We start from the raw sequence: 21,316 nt of genomic DNA, 5'->3' as shown, positions 1-21,316 counted from the left end.
GATATCTTTAGAGAGGAGCCCCCATTTTAGCTTTAAGGTAAATGTCAGATCAAAGTGTGTACTTTGCGCGTACTTTGATCAATTTAAGCCTGCGCCATATTTCCGCGGTTTTATACCCCTGTCAACAAATGGTTCATACCGCCTTTTATTGATGAGTACGGGAATCCACCCACAAAATGCCATAGTACCTATGATGAGGGCAATCCAATCAGGAGTGTAATTAACATACAGTTTAAGCCATAAAGACAATAAGATCACCATGCCAAAATACAGTGCGAAAAATAATGCGATATAAATCATTGCAAATGAAAAATAAAAATTTTTAAGTAATTTCAAATCAATGACTGGATGCTTAGCTGACCAACTACGTAAAATAAAAAAAATAAGACTGATTACACCTGAAATAAGCAAAAAATTAATTAAAGAAGAACGAAACCAATCTAGCTCTTGGCCAGTAGTTAAAGCTGTTCCAATAAAAATCATGCTGATGCAATAGTAAAAATATCCAAGTTTATCAAAATATATCTTTTTTACCGGCTCGTGATATTTTCTATAACCAAAGCCAACATAAAAAATTAAAAAAATACATAAAGGTATATTAGAGAAAAAAAGGAATCGCCAATGGTAGCTGTAGGCAATCCAAGCCCCATATGAAGCACCGATTACAGGGATTATGGAAAGACAAATTAAAACTAAAGAAACAATATAAACTTTATCTTTATTCGTAGAGAGCAAAGGGATAAGCGTATATGTAATCAAAAGAAACATTGGTCCGGAAGCAACACCTTCTAAAAACCTGAATAAGATAAACGTAAAGAAATCACTCGCAGTTGCGCATCCCCACGAACATAATGCGGTTAGACTGAGACAGACAACAAAAAGCTGAATAGGACTTAATCGTGTTACAGCGGGTTTTCCTAAAGGTACACCCAAAAGATTCCCAATACAAAAAAAACTGACTGTATACGAAGTCATATAGGGACTGCCGCCCAGATCACTTACAATATATAGACCGGCCATTATTGGTAAAGTAAGATTAAATATTACTGCAGCAAGTGATAAGAGTAAAATATAGAGAATCATTATTTACTCATCTCATTTATGTCGATTTTATTTATAATTAGAGGTGAATTGGCATACTTCTTAAGATTAGGATCTAAATTACTCTTAATAATATCCGTTATGAGTTTTTCATCGCCTGTTTCTTCTTTATGGAAAATATCAGTAACATAATGCGGTGAGTTTGAATTTGTAGTGGGAACTAAGGGCCCATTTTGATCAGAAAGATCTGTAGTTACCTCTAAAGAAAGACCAATTCGCAGAGGATGTTTCATGAGCTCATCTTGTACTAACGCAATTCGAACAGGTAACCTTTGAACGATTTTAATCCAGTTTCCTGAGAGGTTTTCAGGCGGTAACAGTGAAAAAGCATTACCCGCACCTCCGGGCAAACCAACAATTTTTCCATGAAATACAACATCAGAACCGTAAAGATCAGAAGTTAACTTAACACTTTGTCCAATGCGCACCTTTTTCATTTGGGTTTCTTTATAATTCGCATTTACCCATATCTGATCCAGGGGAATAATAGACATCAGTGGTTCTTTAGGAGAAATCCACATCCCTACTTGAATTGTTCTTTGTGCTACCAGTCCATCTACGGGGGCATAAATTTTAGTTCTATATAATTGTACCCATGCATCGCGTACTTCTTGCGCAGCTGCTTGTACCGATGGATGCTCCGTAATGGATGTGCCTTGTACAAAGGCCAGCATTTTTTGATACTTATTTTGAGTACTTTTTAATGAGGCAACGGAGGCTTTTAGATCATCTTGTGCATTTTGATAATCTTCTAAGGAAACTCCTTTAGCCCCAATAACATCACGACGATGTTTAAGGTTTTGTTGTGCTTTTAAAAGTTGCGCTTTTTTCATTTCAATGTCTGCAGCCAGTATAAACACATCATGAAATGCCTGGGATATATCACGAACTGTACTGGCAAGTTTCTTTTTCGCCTTTTCCAAAGCAATATGTGAATCTGTTTCATTTAATGTAACAAGGAGCTGTCCTTTTTTTACCAGAAAACTATCGTCAGTATAGATACCGGTAACGAATCCTGGGCGTAACGATTTGATGTAGACTTGATTCCCTTGTACATAGGCATCATTGGTATAAACTTGGTTTCTCCACACAAAAAGCCAATACAAAAAAAGGAAAATAAATAGAGCGATAAGAATAACTGTAAAATAAAAAGAGGTGGATCGTTCTTTTTTCATGAGTTTTTCACCAACGGTATCGTATTTTGATAGTAACCTCCTCCCAAAGCTCTGGTTAATTTTATAGAGGCTAAGTATTGGTTATAAAGTAGAGTAACATCTACAAGCTCTTTTTGAATCACTTCTTCTTGTAAAAAATAAAGATCAAATAAACTATCTAAGCCCTTTTTTTGGCGCAAAGAACTTAATTGATAACGCTGCTTTGCATATTGCACTACTTGTTTTTGTTCTAATTTTTGCTGATAGACATCCTGAGCGAAAGCTAATACATCAAGAACTTCTTGAGTACTGAATAAGAGTAAATTATTGTATGCGTCTATTGCCGCATCAAATTGTGCCTTAGTTGCATTGATATTGGCTTTAATTGCTCCCGCAGTGAAAATAGGTAATTGTAAGGCGGGTCTAATCAAAGCGGTGCCACTCGATAAATCAAGCAACTTTCTCCAACTTGTGCTTTCCAGCCCAATCAGACCAGCGAGATTGATATCAGGATAATATTCTGCCATGGCGGCCCCCGTTTTATAGGCTAAAGCTTTGGCTCTCCAAATTTGCGCCATTAGATCAGGTCTGCGTGCTAAGAAATCCAATGGCAGTATTTTGGGAATATTCAGAGTCTTAGGTAATGAGGGAAGAGTGGATTTAATCAACAAATGATCCTCTGGTCCACGTCCTGCTAAAGTATTAATCAGGTGCTTATTGGCTGTTAATTCATCTGTGATACTGGAAAGTAATTTTTGTGATTCGAGTAGTTTTTCCGAAGTTTCTAAGGCAGGTAATTCTGAAGAAAGTCCTTTTTTTACCATTAAGTTTTGTAATTTTGCAATTTTTTGTCGTACTTCAATTAACTGGGTATATAAATTTTTTCGGATCAGATTCGTTTTATATGCGAAAAAAGCTTGTGCAATTGCAGTACTTGTAATTAACTCCACTTCTGCAGCTTCCGCCTCGCGAACTTTTGCTTCTCCTAAAGCCGCATAAAAAAGATTACGGTTTTTTCCCCAAAAATCGAATTCATAAGTGAATGAAAGCGAAAGGTCTAAGAGTCTGGCGTTTAAAGGAAATGTATGATTGAATGCGCGATATAAACCGTTTTCACTTACATATTGTCGCGTTTCACGTGCATTAAAATAAACTAGAGGGGCCAATAGCGAGCGTGTAACAATGGCTTGTTGCTTAGCGACTTCGATGCGACTTTTGATTTCATGAATTGAAGGATTATTCGCCAAAGCTTCTGTAACTAAGGTGTTGAGTTCAGGAGTATTATAAGATAACCACCATTGTTTGTTTGGCCAGTTGCCTTTTGAAAAAATCTCTTTTTTATCTAAACTTTTTTTAATGGAGTGTTCCATATTGGGAACGGTTTTTATATTTTTAATTTGGCTTTGTTGAGGTAGCGAAACAGTACAGGATACTAATGCATATAAACTGAAACACATAAATCCTCTAATCCAAAGCCGCATAACACTCCCTTTTTATTTGGCAACACATCCTATTCATTAAAAGTAACTTCATGCCATATTATCATAAGCTGTTTCATATGGTATCGAAGCTATCTTATATAGTAACCATTAACATTTGATTTTCAAAGGAGTTTTATACTGCTTTATAGAAACGAGTTTTAAAAAATTAAAGAACACTCTAACCCGTTGTTATCTAAGTAGTGTCCATAGCTATTATTTAATAACTCCTATTTCCTGGATAGATAACTTTATTCGAGCCAGAGCGTGTACTATATTGCTTTAGGGGGGATAGTGTCCATTTCTATATCTCGATCATCAATTTTCTTAGGCATCCACTCTGCTATTTCATATATTATTGATGCTAATGCATCGAGAAGAAAACCATGGATGGGAAAATAGTCTGAAATTTGTTGGTGATCTTCTAACGTTTTAAACGTAGCTGCTTCTGCAAGATACAGCATGGTTTTAAATATATTACTTACATTATTTAACCAAGTATCAAAGGAATCAATTGGGTCAAGTTTGGGTACCACAATTGAATGAGGTTTCTTAAAAAAGGGAACATGAAAATCAATAGTAGTGCTAACGCCTTTTAATTCCCTTAGAGCTTTGTTAGTTTTATCGTGAAAATATTCTCTTTGCTTTCCAGATACCATAGTTTAATTCTCCTGGCTTATAATATGACTTTTTCTTTTACACAATTTCATTGTATAAAAAGTAAACATATTATACACAAAAAAGATTAAAATAGTATTATTAATGCCAAAAATGTGTATATTAAGCACATAATGGGTATATATTTTAAGATTTGACCGGTTCAAAGGATTAATTTTGGGTTGTTACTCGAAGAATTTCGGCAAGAGATGTATCACCGGCAAGTACTCGTTTAAATCCATCATCACGAATACTTGGTGTAGTAGGGCGTAAGTAATTTTCCATTGTCTGTAAATTTTCATGACGATGAATCATTCCTCTGAGTACTTCATCGACAGTAATCAGTTCGTAAATTCCAGTTCTGCCCTTATAGCCGAGGTGATTGCAGAAGTCACAACCTTTAGGCTCAAAAACTTTTGAAATGTCTGAGTCGGCTGTAAGTCCCATAAGTTCTTTTTCATCATCTCTTAATTGATGGGGGGTTTTGCATTGAGGGCATAATCTTCTAACCAGTCGTTGAGCAATAAGACCAACGATACTTGAGGATAAAAGAAAGGATTCAACTCCCATATCACGTAAGCGAGTTAGAGCGCCCAATGCACTATTGGTATGTAAGGTAGATAACACTAAGTGTCCTGTAAGGCTGGCTTGAACTGCAATTTCTGCAGTTTCCAAATCCCGAATTTCTCCTATCATGACTACATCTGGGTCTTGTCTAAGGATGGCTCTTAAACCTTTAGCAAAGGTCATTTGCACTTTGGTATTAACCTGTGTTTGTCCGATTCCTTCAAGATCATATTCTATGGGATCTTCAATAGTAAGAATATTGCGTGTCACTTGATTTAGTTCAGTTAACATGGCATATAAAGAAGTAGTTTTCCCTGATCCGGTTGGCCCAGTAACTAAAATAATGCCATGAGGCTCTGCGATCATTTTTCGCATGCTTTTTACTGTAGGTTTAGGCATACCTAACAAATTTAAATCCAATTGAGCCGCTTGTTTGTCTAAAATCCTCAACACCACGCGCTCACCATGATTTGAGGGAAGGGTAGAAACCCGAACGTCAATATTATGACCACCAATGCGTAGAGAAATACGACCATCTTGTGGAATACGCTTTTCTGCAATATCCAGTTTGGCCATCACTTTGACTCTAGAAATTACTAAAGGAGCTATAGCGCGCTGAATTTCTAAAACCTCATGCAAAACACCGTCGATTCGATTACGTACAAGTACTCGATCTTCATAGGTTTCAATATGAATATCAGAGGCTTTTTGTTTTATTGCTTGTGTAAACAACGCATTTAACAAACGAATTATTGGTGCATCATCTTGATTTTCTAACAAATCTTCGCTTACTGGCAATTGACTCGCCAACAGTGAAAGATCCATATCTTCTTCCATACCTCCAGCGGCTTCTAATATAGATGATTTAGATTGATACACATGAGCTAAATGTTGCTGAAAAGCAGATTCATCGACTTGTTTTAAAGTAAATTCACATTGTAATAAACGTTTTATTTCGGCAAGAGATTGCAATGAAGTATTAGGTAAATAATAAACAAGAGCTTGGTTATCACTCATTTCATTGGCTACAACAATCCCATGGTTTTTTGCAAAACTGTATGGGATCTTTAGTGATTTCTCTTCATTTTCCAAGGTCTATCTCGTAACTAACAAAGGTGGACGATTAAACGGTTTAGGTAATTCGGCTCGTTTCAAAGCAGGTAATACCGTTGCGTTATTGCTTTGTACAAAGGCATCTTGAGATTTCAACCAATCAAGCTCGAATTGGCGTACATTATTATATTTTTCACTCGTCATATGCATACTATCTCGTTCATTACGCAAAATAATGGGTTTAATGAAAACCATTAGTACACGTTTTTCACGAGAATTTATATTTCGTTTGAATAAGCGACCCACACCCGGTATATCTCCCAAAACGGGTAAACGGTTATTGTCATTACCCAGACTATCTTGAGTCAAACCTCCCAAAACTACTATGTCACCACTTTCAACATGAACCGAAGTAACGATACTACTGATTCTAAATGTTGGGGTTGTTGAGTTCGGAGCAACAACGGGTGGATCCAGCGTGTCGTTTCCTTGATCGATTTGCAGCTGGATTCCATTTCCGCGTGTGATTTGTGGTCTCACATAGAGATGTAATGCAACGTTAACCCGATCGAATGTGGTAAATGGGACGCCATTATTTGTTGTACCTCCGGCATTTGCAGGTTGGGTGGTGGATGCTATCGAAACCTGTTTACCAACTAATATCTTAGCTTGGCGGTTATCAAGAACTACAACTGAAGGTGTTGATAAAATATTCGCTTTATTCTCTCGTGCTAAAGCATATATTTGGGCTTGAAAATCATCAAGTCTAGTACTGCTATTAATTATAGCAAAGCCTGGTCTAAAGGTTTCTGGTCTTCCTGTTTGTTGATCACTTCCCCATTCAATACCCAAGTCATTGATATCCGATTGATTAATTTCTGCGACTAATGCTTCGATGAGTAGTTGGGCTGGTTTAATATCCAGTTGCGCAATCACTCTTTTCAGAATACGAATTACCGATGCGGGTGCATTAAGAATGATTGAGTTTGTATTGGGCTCAGCAATAATTTGTACGGTGGGTTTCGTTGTTCCTTCATTTTGGGTTGTGGTAGTCGTAGTGTTTGCAGTAGCTCCTGATGCAGTTAACGATGAACTGCCGCCACTACCTGAGCCTGTTGAATAAAGAGACGTAGACGTGGCAGTGGAACCTTGTTCATTTGAGTTACTGGCAAGATTGGAAGCAGGATTTGTGCTATCTAATATGGGGCGAGTAATCGTGCCAATGGTTGTTCCAACATTACCACTGAAATTTGCCTGAGCAATACCGGCGAGGATGGGTACCAAATCTTCAGCTCTTAGATAATTTAGATATACCACTTGCGTATTGGAGTTAAGCCCTTCAGAATTTTCTTTATCTAACTTTAATATCAACATTCTAAGGCGTATTCTGTCTGTTTTGGAACCGCTAACTAATAGAGAATTGGAACGGTCATCAGCTGCTATAGTTAGTTGAGTTCGTGTTCCTCCCATATTGGGTTGCGTTTTAACAAGATCTTTTAAAGTAGCAGCAATATCCATTGCTAATGAGTGCCTTAAATGAACTATATCAATGCCGTTAGCAGATGAGTTATCTACTTGTTTGATGATGTCTGCAAGACTACGAATGTTGTTTGCTCTTCCTGATAAAATAAGCATATTTGAAGGAGCGTAAGCAGAGATACTGCTCCATTGCGGCATTAATGGTCGCAAAACGGGAACTAATTGCTCAGAGGGAACATAATGAACAGGGACTACCGCCACCATCATGTCGTCGCCTCTAGGGGGGTGTTTTATTCCGCTTAAAATATCTGGGGATTGTGTTTTCGCATCAATATTGGGAATAATTTTAATGATTGCACCACTGGGTATAGCGGCATAGCCTGAGACTTGTAAGACTGAAAGGAATACTTGATAAAGCTCATTGTTGTTCATTGGTGTTGACGATACGATCGATATTTTCCCTTGCACTCGGGGATCAATGACAAAGTTTTTCCCTGTAACTCGTGATACCTCAGCAATAACAGCTCTAATATCAGCGTTCCTTAAATTCCATAGTTTACCATTCTGCGGTTGTGTTTCTGTTGGGTTGTCTGGGGACTCAGATGGAGTCGGTTGGGTTACATAATTTTCACTTTGTTGATTTTTCTTTGCACTGATTTTTTGGGATAGCTTATTCTGCAAATCTCGAGCGGTAAGGTAATCGCTAATGGGGCCTATTTGTATCAGATAAAGTTTTTTATCGGATAGATTCTTAATTTCAACCGGTTCGCTTACAAGTGAAGATAATTCTTTTTGACGTTGCTTTGCATCTTTTTCTAAATTAAATGCGCCAGCTTGCAGATAAAAAGTAGTATTTCCATTCTTGGTGGTCGTGGAAATATTAATTTCGTTTGCATAAGTTAATGCTGAGCAAATAAATGTCAAAATTATAATTACTATCGAGCGCATCGAAAAATCGTAAAATCCTAAGTGAATAACATAATAACTAAATTTATAAACTTACCATAGCTTTTTTGGCGAGTATCTGAATGTATTTTGAAGCATTTTGCAATTCTGCTTCAAGATTATCTTAATTGATAAAAAAATCTAGAATGTGTTGATTTTTGTCACCTAGAACTGTATTTAATATTTCGGCTCTCGTTAGAGCATTAACTATTATTTTAAATCATAAAGGAGTAAAAATATGCAACAAAAATTTGATGAAGCCACAATGAAGTATGGCCCAGATTTCAATCTCTTTCTTGCCATTCAAGGAAAATTTTATTCGATACTCGATGATATTAAGGCCACTGCAGATCCGGGATTTATAGCGCATTGTCTTGGGGAGTGTCAGAAAATACTTTCTATGGGAAGTGATATGACCAGGATGGATGCAATGCACACCTCCACTTTTAGTGATCCAGATTCATCCATGGCAACAACTTCCTTAATAACACCCGCAAACAATATTCAACCAAGTAATACCCCCGCTAAAAAAAGAAAGCATTCCGAAATAATCGATTCCAGAACTGATGTAGGAAATGGGCTGCCCCTTGTTCAACAACCCAATTTTGAACCCGGAGACAGTTTTGCTTTAACCAAAAGACATAAAGCGGTTTATCCTCATTTAGAACCCGCAGAAAAAGGAAAAGAAAAGGACGCCGCTCAGGCTATAACCCCTACTAGAGTAAGGCCAACCCAAGGTAAAATAGTACGAAAATTAATTTCACCTTTTTTAAATGAATATATTGAGCAAATGGCTAAAGGTGATCTTAAAGAATATGAAAAAGTGCAACGCGAAATGATCCAAAAAAATGAGCGTTATAATAAGCATCTTTCGATGAGGCACATTTCTTCTATAGGGCAGAGATCGGATTTAAAAAAAGAAATTAAACCAAAAGCCCCTGATGAACTTAAAAATAAATTTATCTATAGCCATCATATCAGTTTTCCTTTCACTGTAAAAAAAAGCGACCACAGTTTGAGAAGATCAACTCGTTACCAAAATGTAAAATCAAGGAGTGAATTTATTTCTAAGGAAATTATTCCCTATATAAAAACATCTCCTTCAATGGCTGCTCAGAATTTAATTTATTTATATCAACATCATTTGATGTATAGCATTTATTTAAAACGTAAATCAGGAGAGCAGTTAGGTGAAATCCTAATTTTTCATATGAACAAATTGGGTTTATGCTTAGAAAAAAAAGAAATAAAAAGTCTAAAATCGGCAATCAATACCAGTTACGATCTTATTAAACGCAAGAAGCCCTTTAAAGACCTTATTATGCGAACATCTATGCTTCAGAATGAACTCCCTGTGGAGAAATCTCAAGATAAAACATCTGATGGTACTCTAATCGCTACGATGGTATTACATGAGAATCTCGTTAAACCAATTAAAACAAATGATACTTTTGATCAGCCTTTTTGTAATTCCTTGAAAATTACTCAAGATACTAATTTCTATGATGTCAAAGGAAAACTAATTGGTGTTTATCGGATAGGTGCAATTCAACCCCAGTTGATAACTGATAAATTACGTAAAGAACTCTCTTCGACAACTCGAACACAATTAAATAGGATGGGAGCTGTATCTTCAGAAGAAACTGCTAATAATAAGCAAAATAAAGAAAATGTACAAAGGAATGTTCGTTCTGCTCCAATTGGTATTCTTGGAAAAAAAGTTACAAGAATTAGACCTACCCAATTTTCTGAGGCCAAATTTGGAGTTGAAGAAGGATTAGCACCTCTTTTTAAGACAGTTGAACAAATCTATGCAGAATGTGCTCCAGTTGAATATGCAGCGCGTCGTCAGCTAATGGGTTATGCAACTAATTTTACCATTAATGGCTCGAGTTATCTTTTGACTGCCGAAGCCAATTACGATAAACAGACCAATGCCCATGTGGACAACAATAAGTTTCCCATTCATTGTTTAAATCCACTGTTTGTTATCTATCCCTCTAGCAATCAACAGCAGGGTGATCTTCAACGTACTTATGAAGGAGCTTATACATTTTTCCCTGGTGTTAAAGGTGCTTTACCAAATGACACTCAATCTTTTTTTGAAGGAATATATTTTGATTTAAAAGAAGGTGACTTATTGTTCTGGAATTTTGATAAATATTTCCATTGCAACACAAAATTAACTCCTTCTAATGGAATCACTGACTCGAATTGGCATCGCATATCCATTGTAGGTTTTACTAAAGGTGAAGCATTACTTAAAATGGTAGAACCCCTTGTACTTGAAGACTCAGATGATGAAGATAGTGCTCTATTTAGCTCAGAAGAGCTCACGCACTATGAACAACGCTCGGAGGATTTCTTATTTGAGACTTCTCAATCCCTGCAAATTAAGGAACAACCGCTCTCAAAGGATGAGTATGATGAAGGTAGCTTTTCATATGTAGAGGAAGAGGAAACGATCGATGGAATGAAGTTAATGAGCCTAGATTCATTGTTATCATCAGACAATATTATTGAATTAGAAATGCCCAACGATCAAGTAGAAGAGTATCCTGGATTAAATAATTCTACTGGTTATGTAGCGGCACAGAAAGGAGAAGGTCAACCTACTGGGTATTATGCAAAAACAAATCCTTTAAACCTTACATTTTTTAGGGCTGAGAAATCATCCCTTGGGAATGAGGCGTTAAAAAGTGTACAAACCATCCAGCATAATTAGGAGGCTCATGCATTTACACCCGGATACATGATGTGAATCCGGGTGATTCGTGCTTAGGGATGTGTATGGGTATGTGTCTGCTCATGAGCATGATGCTCAGCGTGTGGGTGTTGGTGTAAATGAGGTGGCTGTTGATATGGATTCTGAGCATGATGATGCATGAAACCATACGGGTTCATACCGTGTGCTGGAGTCGTAACAACTACTACAGTTTGTGGCTGGGTAGTTGATGGATGTGTGTGTTGGTGTGTCTGTTGGTGAGCGTGTTGTTGATGTCCTGTTCTTTTCATATTATTTCATCCTCACTAATAAAAGAATTCGATTTTATTTATTAATTCGTTGCTGAGATGATAATGCACATAGTTGTACATTTTAAATATCATCTTAACGCATTATAAGCAGATGGTTTGGTAAATGTATATGATTTTTCTGTATCTTTAACTAAAATGGAACGAGGAATCGCCTTCTACGTTTTTTTGATTTTATGATGTAGAAGGCTGAATTTTTTCCTTAAGGTTAAGGGCAATAAATCGTATCATGAACCTCTTCCAGATCCATATTGCTAGGATCTTTTAAATCAAAATTGCCGTGAAGTTCTTCTCCTGATGTGCTTATATAATGTCTGTCAAAATATTTTCCCGCTGTCGCATTTTGTCTGTGAAGTTGGGGGGATGGGGGCATTTCTTCAGGATCAGGTAATTGCATTAATGGATTATCGGATAGATCAGTTACTGCGGTTTTTCCTCCGGTAACGAATAAGGTTTTAGTTTTCTTATCAAAAAATTTTTTCATGATAATAATAATCTCCAGATCAATGGGTTTGTGGTGATTACATACAACAACTCAGTTGAACTTATACATAAGGTTGAGTTAATCAAGTTTCTACACGAACACGATTACTCCGTCAACAACCCTATGGGGTATGGGCTTGATTATTCAACATTTTTTATGGGCATGATGCAATATTTTAATTGTACAATACCACAGCCAATATTCTTTGTTTCTAAAAGCTCAAGTTCAATGTCTTGCTTTACTGGACCAAATAATGAACGTCCAGAACCCAGTAATATAGGAATCAATGTAATCGTTAATTCATCGATGAGATTTTCTGCAATAAATCGTTGAATGGTGATCCCGCCATCAATGTAAAGATGTTTCATTCCTTTTTTTGCCAGACGTTGAACAAGTGTAGACGGTGTTTCAGCAGATAAAGAAACGCATTTCTGCAAGTGACTAGGAATATTTATAGTGTTGCTACTCATGACCACTACTGGAAGATCGCCATATGGCCATTCATCAAATGATAGAACTTGTTCAAAGGAATTTCTTCCCATAACCAATCCATCAACTGTTGAAATAAATGATTTATAGCCTCCATCCTCGCCTGGAGGCACAAGAGAGTTAATATTGTTAAGCCAATCAATGGAACCATTTTCTCGAGCGATAAATCCATCCACAGTTGTGGCAATAAATACGGAGCACTTGATGGACATGGGAAAATTTCCTTCTGATTAATTTTAAAATATGAAATTAAGTCATTTGCTCTTGGTTAGCTGACAAGGAAGAATATTACAAAAACAATACTTAAAATGAAGAGTAAGAGATTAATTTTTTGACGTGTTAGCAGCTTTAATAAAGTATAGAGAATAATACCCCCACCAATTCCATCAGCAATCGAAGCAGTAAAGGGAATCATCATGATGGTTACCATACAAGGAGCTGTTTCACTAACATCATGCAATTTCATATCGGTGAGATGTTTCATCATACAACAAGCCACATATAAAAGTGCAGGGCCTACTGCATAGTTAGGAATCATTCGTGCCAAAGGTGAGAAAAATAACATCAGAAGAAATCCCATTGCGATCACTATGGCTGTTATTCCGCCGCGTCCACCTGCTTCAATTCCTGCTGCAGATTCGATGTAGGGGGAGGTGCTTGCGGAACCTAATAATCCAGCTACCGCAGAAGCAGCGGCATCAACGGTTAAACAATTACTCAGTCGTTTGGAATAATTTTCTTGTTGTTTAAATACAGAAGGATTTAATAAACCGATCAATGTCCCTGTAGCATCAAATACAGCAATTAAAAAAAAGGTAAATGTGGCTTTTAAAGCAAGAACGGTATTTAAGGCAGAAAAGTCTAGCTTTAAAAAAGTAGCCTCCATGGAAGGGGGCATGGAAATTAATCCTTGCCAGGTAGATAGACCCATCAATAAGCTTAAGACAGAAATACTCAGTATTCCAAGAATAATGGCTCCAGGAATTTGAAAATAATCTAAAATCAGTATAAGTAAAAATCCTAAGAAAAATAATCCGCTTTCAGGACGATTAATTTCACCTAGACGCATTAAATTATGGCTATCTTCGACAATAATTTGATTATTTTGCAAGGTAATTAAAGCAATTAATAAACTAATCCCTATTAAAATCGCAATTTGTAAATTATGAGGAATTGCCTCGATTAATAGTCGCCTCAAGCTAGTCAGTGACATTATAAAGAACAAAACACCTGAAAGAAAAACAATAGCTAAAGCTTGTTCCCAAGCGATTCCCATGCCTTGCACTACTGTATAAGAAAAGAAAATATTTAATGCCATGCCCGGAGCTATACCAATAGGAGTGTTCGCAAATAATCCTGCAAAGAAACAGGCAAAGGCAGTAATAAGACAGGTGGCTGTAAATACTGCTCCCTGATCCATCCCGGCATCATGAAGTATGCTTGGGTTAATGAATGCAATGTATACCATGGTGAGAAAAGTGGTGATACCCGCAATGATTTCAGCTTTTAGAGTAGTGTCTTTAAGAAAATAGGATTTTAACCGCTCCATAGTATTCTATTCTCCTATTTAAAAGGGAATAACCTTTTGGTTATAGTTGTGCCATTAACAGAAGTGCTTTCTATTAAACATATCAAAAATTTTATTTAAAGTATCTAGAGAAACTTAAATTTGTGCGCTTATACTCAAATGTTCATCATAGATAGGCAGTGGCTCAGGGTTCATTGGCTTTTGGGCTTGTAGTTGTTCTTTATAACTAATCGTGTGACAAGCACAATTTTCATTTTTTCCAGAGATAATATTTTGAACTTTGCTTTTTATTTCATGAAGATCAATCGTTTTAACACCTAATAGCTTTCTGAGATCTTCTCCTATGTCGTCATTCGTGCCGATTCGCTCAACCAACCATTTAGCTGATTGAATATGGGTCGAATATTTATTTCCACTGAGATAAAACCTTCGTTCACAACATGTCTTGCACAAGTCTTCAAGTGTTCTTTTTGCATTGGCCTGATCTTCAGTTGAGAGATAGGAATACAAGGTTCGAAGTGTATTGTTAATTTTTGCCTCTTTTTGCTCTGCATCTTTTGACAACAAAAAATTACCATTCGTTTTTCTTTCACTAGCAATTTGATTGCTTCGCTTTTGGTATATATCCGCCATAAAGTCGAATTCAATGTTGTCTCGCTCATATTCTTCAAGTTCGCTAAAGGATTTTTGATATATCCATTGTGCTTCGTGTTCCATTTTATCTTTATATTCCTTACACATGCTTTTACTTTTTTGGCTCGAATATAAAGAAAACTTATTATAATTTTGTTGAAGAAAGGCCAACTCCACATCACTTGAAGCATATTTCACCAAGGAATTATCCTTAGCGATTAGTTCTTTTTGTTGCTCGGGGGGTAATTTATTGAAAACAAGCGATAACATATTATTTCTTGCTGACTCTAAATTCTTTCTTGTCGCAATAGCAAATTTCTTGCATTTTTCCTCTGGTATACTCGGATATTTTTTTTTAATTTGTTCTACTCTAGCATTTATATATTCCTCTACTTTAAATATAAAATTGGTGTTCACTAAGGGTTCGATTAATTTGGGGATATTATTAGGACTAAGTCCATCGGCCAGAGTGGCAAGATGCTTTGTTTGAGCAGGGCCCCTATCCTTGTTGTTCATTTTTCCAAGAGACTCGAAATAATTGTAAAGAAATGCTGTATCGGAGAGATAACAGCCTCTGTCATTTAGGAGGTACCTAAATGCTTGAACCCTATCTTTTACCCGCATTTCTCTATAGTTGGATTTGGTATTTTCGTAAGCCTGTGCAAAACTGGTCCCTTTACTTTTCATCTCATCGGATGCTAGTTGAAAATGCCAGGCGACATTAGAATTGGCTACAGAACAATTTCCTGTCTTTTGATCTTTTTTTTCTAATGTTTTAGAAAGTACTGGATTGTACTTATCTTGATTTTTTTCTAAAAATGCAGACATTATTTTGCGTGTGTCACCTATAGTCATCGCCGCACTCATCATTGCCTTAGCAAAGCGTTCCGCCTCATTATTTCCTAATGAAAAGGCAAGGACCGTTGGTGCATCATGTTTACTTTTTCCTGTTGCTACATCAGTATGGCGTTGTCCTCGATTTACATAGATAAAATGTGTTTGGTTTTCTTCTTTAACTGCATGAAGACTATAAGCATGGCCAAACCAATAACAAGAAAACCCTATGTACCCCCCATTGGGTAGATCCGTAATTTTTTTGGCTGCTTCTGTATAATGGGAGGAAGGTAATAAATCAAAATTCAAATAAGAACTGGTGGACGGTCTTAATTGTTTATACCTATTTTTTGTACTGATTATGGCTGAGCTCATTTCCCAGCCAACATTGCTTTCACTTAAAAAAGGATTTTCTTGTAGCCCTAAAACATGGGCCATTTCTAAGTGAGACCTGGCCATTCTAATTTCCTACAAGTGCACTATTAAAATTATAGTTCAACTTATGCGCAATTTCATAGATAAAAAAGGCGAAGCACTATAGGACAGCTTCAAGTCCATGATTGAAGCGGTTAGAGAGTAATTACGACAACGTATTTTCTATTTTGAACAAGTTAACACTTTTGTCATCCGATAGTTTGTGAACATAGTGCCATCTAATTTTTTGGTTTGTTCTGCTTCAGTTATATATCCCTGTCTTTCAAAAAAGGGTTTCGCTGTGATGCTGACATCTGAAAAGAGCTTTGAGATGCCTAATGCAATTGCTGTCAGTTCACGGGCTTTTAATAAAGCATGTCCAACTCCTTGTTTTTGATAGTCTTTATGTACATAACCCCGATTGAGATAGCCATTTTCTTCTAAATCTGAAAACCCAACAATTTTGTTACTTTCCTTATCGATTGCTACAAACGTATGGTTTTTAGCAAGGGATTTTTGCCATTTGGATAAATCAGGTATTTGAGGAGCCCATACATCGAGTTGTTCTTTTGTATAATCTCTACAGTTGACATGATGGACGGTATCATAAAAAAGCTGATAGATTTCTGCCTCATCACCTGGTTCAAAAGCTCTAAGATAAAATTTTTGATTTGCTGTTTTAAAAGCAGGATAAAACTCCAAATTTTTCACATCATTCCAGTGTTTTTTGAGCTCATTAAGTATGTTTTTTGCCATTTGTCTTAAGTGGGGTAACAAATCATTTCTGGATGATACATGAACGAACGCTTGCAAACGTGATAAAACTCTTGGTCTCACTGTGTTTTCTTCGTTTTTCCACAATGAATTTTTTGGAACCGGTCCTGATGGACCCACTCGGTCTTTTTCTAGCGTTGAATCAAGGAAAGGAAGTGTTTGTTGTAATAACCAAAAACCACAGGCTTCAGTGTAGGCTCTGGCGTAAGCTAAATCATCTGATGCTGCAGGAATACTTGGTTTCAATTCTTCTCGATAAATAATCTCTAATGCAATAATGACGTCTTCGGGTATGGATTTGGCACACCAACATGTAGGCATGCTCATTCTCAGATAAGTACCATCCAATAAAGCATTGCCTACACAAGCCCATTCAAAATCAATGAGTTGTAAATCACGTGTTTCTTCATGGTCAAAGACATTATCTGGACAAATATCACCATGGGTTAGCACGGTAAAGGGACCTGGTTTAAATAAAGACTGAATCAGGGACTTGGCTTCATTGATACATTCTATTGTTAACGATAGATTCAATTTTCTATTAGCAGATTGCAATTTTCCAAGTAAATCGGTTTGAGTAACATCAAAATTCTCTTGTAGAGTTTCAGTGTGTTCGTTGAATTTCTCTAAAAGAGCTTCATATGTTGCTGTTTTGCCAAAGCTAGCCGCATGGAAGCTTCCTAGTGCCTTCATAAAACGGCACAATGCCAGAATCGCTTTTTCTCGTGAGGGAAGTGTCAATGAGTCAACTAAACTTATATGTGGCTCTCCTAGGTCTTCAATAAGAATAAATCGGTGCTCTTTATTACCACCATAGAAGTAGGGAACATTATGCATTTTTTGATGAATTTGATTTGCAAACTCAAGACCAGCCCAATCGCGAGCAAAACGAGCGTTCGCTTCTTTGTCATCACCATCTGACTCTTCGGTCAGGGATTGTTTGAGAATGATGCTTTTAGGTACTGAGCTCGATTTGCTGTTTAGCATGATGCGCACCACAGTATTTCGTCGTTCTTCTTCACTTAAAAATTTAAGAGAACTTATTTCGATATCCGTCGCAAAATGATGCTGAAGTATTCGTATTGCTATTTGTAAGACATCTGGATTAATTCTTTTTTTCGGGGCTGTCATATCATTTACCGTTTGAGTATGGGCTTTATGAGGATTAAATAGGCTTTGTCTTCACTGTAATCAGTACGTTTAAATCCGGATTTTTCATAACAACTAATTGCATGGTGGTTATGAATTTCTGGATCAACAAGAACAGCGCAAATGCTGTTGGGAAGTTCTGTTATGAACGAATCTAAAATTTGTTTACCTAATCCTTTTCCACGTTGATTACTTGGAGCGATAAACAGATCGATACCTGCTAATTTATGGGGCGGATAACAATCAAATAAGGGATGGTTATTGTGGCAAATACCTTCCGGAACATGATCACTTAAACGATAATACTGAATAAAGCCAAGAGGAACCTCATCAATATAAATAATAAAGCTCGGTACATTATCTTTTCCTAAAATTCTAGGGAGATATTTTTGTTTAATATTCTCGAATGACCAAGATTGACCTCGAGCATACCATTGATTGATGACAGGTTCTTGGAACCAATGATACAAAAGCATAAGGTCATTTTCAGTCAATGGTTTAAAGATAAAGGACGTGGTTTGATTTATGTCAGTCATTTTTTTGAAGACCACAATGGTATATTTTGCGGGATTTTAAAAGAAGCTTCATTCGTTATACGCCTGAAGTTTTTATTTGGTTTTAATCGTAACTTATTGATTAAATGGTGGCTATGGGTGGACTCGAACCACCGACCTCAGCATTATGAGTGCCGCGCTCTAACCGGCTGAGCTACATAGCCACAAGACGCGTGATTTTGTCTTTTTAAGGGGAAGATGTCAAGTCCGTTGGCCTATTTTTTTGAATTTTTTGTTGAAAAAAGATGTACTACTAACAAGATGATGCTTAACAAACAGATTTTATATCCTTAAAGTGAAAAATCGTCGTTATTATGCAGTATTACTTAAACTACAAAGTCAGCTCATTTCCCCCAAACTTTTGGGTTAGCTAAGCTTTTGATTTGCACGTCAAAATTTTCTTGTGTAGCTTCTAATAAGGCTTCTTCCCCTGATTTCCAGAATTTGTAAGTACCTTTATTTTTATATGATAGATAAATCCCTAGGCCAAATAATAGTGTTGTTACAGCATAACCTATCGTTTTTAATAATTTTTTACCTTCGGAATCGTTATTGGCAGTAAATGATTCATTAAACCCTTTATCCTGAATTTTAACCGAAAACTGATTAAGTCGGCTAAAGACATCTAAGTTTGGATTTCTTAATATTTCCCGTAAACTCTGGGCATTATTGAATTTATCAACCATTAATTTCAACTCAGATATATCAGTATCACCACTATTATCGATTATTATTTTGGTAGGTTTTTTAGAACCATCTCTTTCATAGCTGCTGGCATGACCATCATAGTCGTAAATGAGAATGACTCCTGCTGGCAAAGAAGAACGTATGTCTTCAAGCTGTATTGCTTGATACCGTTCAATTTCATCATCAAGTTTTTTAGTTAACAAATCAAATTTTTTCAAACATTTTGTTCTTTTATTTTTTACTCTTTTAGATTGTATGCTATACCAGTTTTCAAAAAAATTGCTATTCATATAGCTTTTTATGGTAGAAACTAATTCTGGGTTGGAATGTAAAACTCTAAATAGGGGGTCTGAATAACCCGATAACAGACAATATTTTTTACTAAAATTACCTGTTTTCGAGACCGTTGGTCCCACTATGGCAATTCGGTAGTCTCTTGGCGGATTCTTGTCTTCGATACTAATCGGCTTGCTTGTTCCTAATGCCTTATGTAGTTGCCTTGAAAATTTCTTTATATCACTTTTTTTAAGTTGACTAACCCAAGAGCCAAATTTATCCCGATCTAAAAAAGGTGCCGCGAAGAATTCAGCGTTTGCATACATAAAGCATAGGATTATCTCTAATTCAGTATTTTTATTCATTAGCCTCTTTGGTTATTCAATTAAATTAATGGTTATATTTAATAATAGTTGAAGTAAATTTAATGTTAAGGCTTAGAAAAATTGCATTAGTGATGCAATAGCGTCACACTCGGTTTTAAAAAGCTGTAGATAAATAAGTATTTTGATTTTAGTAACACTAGGAGGATGATATTTAGAATATATAAGCTTTAATTTTCGAATTTCGTAGGGCGTTGGAGTTTGAAGTCCTGGGTACGCTACGCATCACCCAGGACTAATTGAGAAGATTAGATGATTAATAAATACATGGCACCAGGTCCACGTAATATTTGAACTAACAACTCTTGCTTTTTCTGCTGAGCAACTTGTTGCAATGATTTAACGTCTTTAATGGGTGCTTTATTTGCAGAGATAATAATGTCTCCAGGTCTTAAACCTGCACGCCATCCCGCACTTGTTTCTGAAGCACCTACGACTTGTACGCCAATGACATTACCATGAGGTGGTGTTTCTTGCTCAAAGTTTCTTAATGCCAGTCCATAAAGGAACGGATTTTCTGACTGTAGTTTTTGCTCATGTGATTTAATGTCAGTCACAACAGCATCCAGGGAAATGGTTTTGCCGTCACGTTGGACAACCATTTTAACATTTGAACCAACGCGTAAGAGACTAATGGTTGTTTTTACCTGAGTCGCTTGCGTGATTTTTGTATTGTTAATTTGGGTAATAATATCACCTGATTTTAACCCAGCTCGTTCTGCAGGTGAGTTTGGATTAACTTGTGATACCAATGCACCTTGGAAATCTTCAGGATATCCTAAAGAATGAGCAAGTTCAGGCGTTAAATGTTGAACAAATATACCCATTAAGCCCCGATGAATTGAGCCGAATTTAATAATTTGTTGTGCTACATCTTTTGCCATATTAATGGGTATAGCAAAACCTATTCCCACATTACCACCATATGGAGAAAGAATTGCAGTATTAATTCCAATCAATTCTCCTTTTGTATTAACCAATGCACCACCAGAGTTACCTGGATTAATTGCAGCATCAGTTTGGATAAAGTTTTCTACTCCTTCAATGTTTAAGTCACTGCGCTTTAATGCACTAACAATCCCAAAGGTTGCAGATTGACTATTACCAAAACTGTTTAAGCCAAAAGGATTACCAATAGCAACTACAAAATCACCTACTTGTAGTTGATCCGAATCCCCTATAGGTAATGATTTTAAGTTTGTTGCACTAATTTTTAATATAGCTAAGTCTGTTTCGCTATCGCTACCAATCAGTTTAGCTTTTAAGCGTCGGCCATCTTGTAACGTAATGGTGACAAGATTAGCATTGCGAATTACGTGATCGTTAGTAATGATAATCCCGTTTTGTGCATCTACAATCACACCAGAACCTATACTTTCAAATTTACGTCCTTTTTCAGGAGCCGTTTGATTAGGTTGTCTGCTATTTTGAGCTTCTTCATCATTGCCAGCAGAACCAGGTGAGGTGGCACTAGGCGGTAAATAACCCTGTACTGCAACATTGACGATTGCAGGCATGATGTTTTTTAAGACCGGGGCCAAGCTCGGTATGGGAGCGGGAGCTGCTTCGTTAGCCGCATAGGTGAATGAGGCTGTAAAAAGAAGCAGGGTACTTATAATGAATTTGATATGTTTAATCATATTA

General features: G+C 36.6%; 16 protein-coding genes and 1 tRNA gene. 1 reads left to right on the top strand and 16 read right to left on the bottom strand.

The window, feature by feature from the left end:
• Positions 1 to 78 precede the first annotated feature (78 nt).
• From ACWTEW_RS15650 to lspD, 6 genes are all read right to left on the bottom strand, one after another.
• Positions 79 to 1,083: an MFS transporter gene (locus ACWTEW_RS15650; RefSeq protein ID WP_454782582.1), complete on the bottom strand. Its 1,005-nt coding sequence runs from the start codon at positions 1,081 to 1,083 to the stop codon at positions 79 to 81.
• On the bottom strand, positions 1,083 to 2,276 hold the full coding sequence (locus ACWTEW_RS15645; RefSeq protein ID WP_454782581.1) for an HlyD family secretion protein: 1,194 nt from the start codon (positions 2,274 to 2,276) through the stop codon (positions 1,083 to 1,085). The genes ACWTEW_RS15650 and ACWTEW_RS15645 overlap by 1 nt, the downstream gene beginning before the upstream one ends.
• Positions 2,273 to 3,736 carry an efflux transporter outer membrane subunit gene (locus ACWTEW_RS15640; RefSeq protein ID WP_454782580.1) on the bottom strand — a complete coding sequence of 488 codons (1,464 nt, stop codon included), beginning with the start codon at positions 3,734 to 3,736 and terminating at the stop codon, positions 2,273 to 2,275. The genes ACWTEW_RS15645 and ACWTEW_RS15640 overlap by 4 nt, the downstream gene beginning before the upstream one ends.
• A 269-nt stretch (positions 3,737 to 4,005) precedes the next feature.
• Positions 4,006 to 4,392, bottom strand: coding sequence for a hypothetical protein (locus ACWTEW_RS15635; RefSeq protein WP_454782579.1), 387 nt, complete (start codon positions 4,390 to 4,392; stop codon positions 4,006 to 4,008).
• 169 nt (positions 4,393 to 4,561) lie between these two features.
• On the bottom strand, positions 4,562 to 6,049 hold the full coding sequence (gene lspE, locus ACWTEW_RS15630; RefSeq protein ID WP_454782578.1) for a GspE family T2SS ATPase variant LspE: 1,488 nt from the start codon (positions 6,047 to 6,049) through the stop codon (positions 4,562 to 4,564).
• A gap of 3 nt (positions 6,050 to 6,052) precedes the next feature.
• Complete coding sequence (lspD, locus tag ACWTEW_RS15625) at positions 6,053 to 8,437, bottom strand: GspD family T2SS secretin variant LspD (RefSeq protein WP_454782577.1); 2,385 nt, start codon at positions 8,435 to 8,437, stop codon at positions 6,053 to 6,055.
• Positions 8,438 to 8,672: 235 nt separating this feature from the next.
• On the opposite strand from lspD, the gene ACWTEW_RS15620 reads away from it, so the two are divergent.
• Positions 8,673 to 11,159, top strand: a complete 2,487-nt coding sequence (locus tag ACWTEW_RS15620) for a hypothetical protein (protein ID WP_454782576.1) — start codon at positions 8,673 to 8,675, stop codon at positions 11,157 to 11,159.
• 53 nt (positions 11,160 to 11,212) lie between these two features.
• On the opposite strand, the gene ACWTEW_RS15615 is transcribed toward ACWTEW_RS15620, so the two are convergent.
• The 10 genes from ACWTEW_RS15615 to ACWTEW_RS15570 form a co-directional block, all read right to left on the bottom strand.
• Positions 11,213 to 11,449, bottom strand: a complete 237-nt coding sequence (locus tag ACWTEW_RS15615) for a hypothetical protein (RefSeq protein ID WP_454782575.1) — start codon at positions 11,447 to 11,449, stop codon at positions 11,213 to 11,215.
• Between the two features lie 226 nt (positions 11,450 to 11,675).
• Positions 11,676 to 11,951 carry a hypothetical protein gene (locus ACWTEW_RS15610; protein WP_454782574.1) on the bottom strand — a complete coding sequence of 92 codons (276 nt, stop codon included), beginning with the start codon at positions 11,949 to 11,951 and terminating at the stop codon, positions 11,676 to 11,678.
• Between the two features lie 140 nt (positions 11,952 to 12,091).
• Complete coding sequence (locus ACWTEW_RS15605) at positions 12,092 to 12,652, bottom strand: dihydrofolate reductase family protein (protein ID WP_454782573.1); 561 nt, start codon at positions 12,650 to 12,652, stop codon at positions 12,092 to 12,094.
• A gap of 56 nt (positions 12,653 to 12,708) precedes the next feature.
• Positions 12,709 to 13,989, bottom strand: coding sequence for an NCS2 family permease (locus ACWTEW_RS15600; RefSeq protein ID WP_454782572.1), 1,281 nt, complete (start codon positions 13,987 to 13,989; stop codon positions 12,709 to 12,711).
• Between the two features lie 114 nt (positions 13,990 to 14,103).
• Positions 14,104 to 15,894: a hypothetical protein gene (locus ACWTEW_RS15595; protein WP_454782571.1), complete on the bottom strand. Its 1,791-nt coding sequence runs from the start codon at positions 15,892 to 15,894 to the stop codon at positions 14,104 to 14,106.
• 138 nt (positions 15,895 to 16,032) lie between these two features.
• Positions 16,033 to 17,754: a GNAT family N-acetyltransferase gene (locus tag ACWTEW_RS15590; RefSeq protein WP_454782570.1), complete on the bottom strand. Its 1,722-nt coding sequence runs from the start codon at positions 17,752 to 17,754 to the stop codon at positions 16,033 to 16,035.
• Positions 17,755 to 17,759: 5 nt separating this feature from the next.
• Positions 17,760 to 18,308 carry a GNAT family N-acetyltransferase gene (locus ACWTEW_RS15585; protein ID WP_454782569.1) on the bottom strand — a complete coding sequence of 183 codons (549 nt, stop codon included), beginning with the start codon at positions 18,306 to 18,308 and terminating at the stop codon, positions 17,760 to 17,762.
• A 105-nt stretch (positions 18,309 to 18,413) separates the two neighbouring features.
• Positions 18,414 to 18,490 (bottom strand) — tRNA-Met (locus ACWTEW_RS15580).
• A 180-nt stretch (positions 18,491 to 18,670) separates the two neighbouring features.
• Positions 18,671 to 19,654 (bottom strand): hypothetical protein, encoded by a 984-nt coding sequence (locus ACWTEW_RS15575; protein ID WP_454782568.1) that lies wholly within the window; start codon positions 19,652 to 19,654, stop codon positions 18,671 to 18,673.
• A gap of 266 nt (positions 19,655 to 19,920) precedes the next feature.
• Positions 19,921 to 21,312, bottom strand: coding sequence for a Do family serine endopeptidase (locus ACWTEW_RS15570; protein WP_454782567.1), 1,392 nt, complete (start codon positions 21,310 to 21,312; stop codon positions 19,921 to 19,923).
• Positions 21,313 to 21,316 lie beyond the last annotated feature (4 nt).

The organism is Legionella stuttgartensis (assembly GCF_977063405.2).
This window is presented reverse-complemented; position numbering and strand designations above follow the sequence as displayed.

Excerpts from the sequence above, each read along its gene's own strand:
- ACWTEW_RS15650 (WP_454782582.1), bottom strand. The coding sequence starts at position 1,083 with ATGATTCTCTATATTTTACTCTTATCACTTGCTGCAGTAATATTTAAT.
- ACWTEW_RS15645 (WP_454782581.1), bottom strand. The coding sequence starts at position 2,276 with ATGAAAAAAGAACGATCCACCTCTTTTTATTTTACAGTTATTCTTATC.
- ACWTEW_RS15640 (WP_454782580.1), bottom strand. The coding sequence starts at position 3,736 with ATGCGGCTTTGGATTAGAGGATTTATGTGTTTCAGTTTATATGCATTA.
- ACWTEW_RS15635 (WP_454782579.1), bottom strand. The coding sequence starts at position 4,392 with ATGGTATCTGGAAAGCAAAGAGAATATTTTCACGATAAAACTAACAAA.
- lspD (WP_454782577.1), bottom strand. The coding sequence starts at position 8,437 with ATGCGCTCGATAGTAATTATAATTTTGACATTTATTTGCTCAGCATTA.
- ACWTEW_RS15620 (WP_454782576.1), top strand. The coding sequence starts at position 8,673 with ATGCAACAAAAATTTGATGAAGCCACAATGAAGTATGGCCCAGATTTC.
- ACWTEW_RS15615 (WP_454782575.1), bottom strand. The coding sequence starts at position 11,449 with ATGAAAAGAACAGGACATCAACAACACGCTCACCAACAGACACACCAA.
- ACWTEW_RS15610 (WP_454782574.1), bottom strand. The coding sequence starts at position 11,951 with ATGAAAAAATTTTTTGATAAGAAAACTAAAACCTTATTCGTTACCGGA.
- ACWTEW_RS15605 (WP_454782573.1), bottom strand. The coding sequence starts at position 12,652 with ATGTCCATCAAGTGCTCCGTATTTATTGCCACAACTGTGGATGGATTT.
- ACWTEW_RS15600 (WP_454782572.1), bottom strand. The coding sequence starts at position 13,989 with ATGGAGCGGTTAAAATCCTATTTTCTTAAAGACACTACTCTAAAAGCT.
- ACWTEW_RS15595 (WP_454782571.1), bottom strand. The coding sequence starts at position 15,894 with ATGGCCAGGTCTCACTTAGAAATGGCCCATGTTTTAGGGCTACAAGAA.
- ACWTEW_RS15590 (WP_454782570.1), bottom strand. The coding sequence starts at position 17,754 with ATGACAGCCCCGAAAAAAAGAATTAATCCAGATGTCTTACAAATAGCA.
- ACWTEW_RS15585 (WP_454782569.1), bottom strand. The coding sequence starts at position 18,308 with ATGACTGACATAAATCAAACCACGTCCTTTATCTTTAAACCATTGACT.
- ACWTEW_RS15575 (WP_454782568.1), bottom strand. The coding sequence starts at position 19,654 with ATGAATAAAAATACTGAATTAGAGATAATCCTATGCTTTATGTATGCA.
- ACWTEW_RS15570 (WP_454782567.1), bottom strand. The coding sequence starts at position 21,312 with ATGATTAAACATATCAAATTCATTATAAGTACCCTGCTTCTTTTTACA.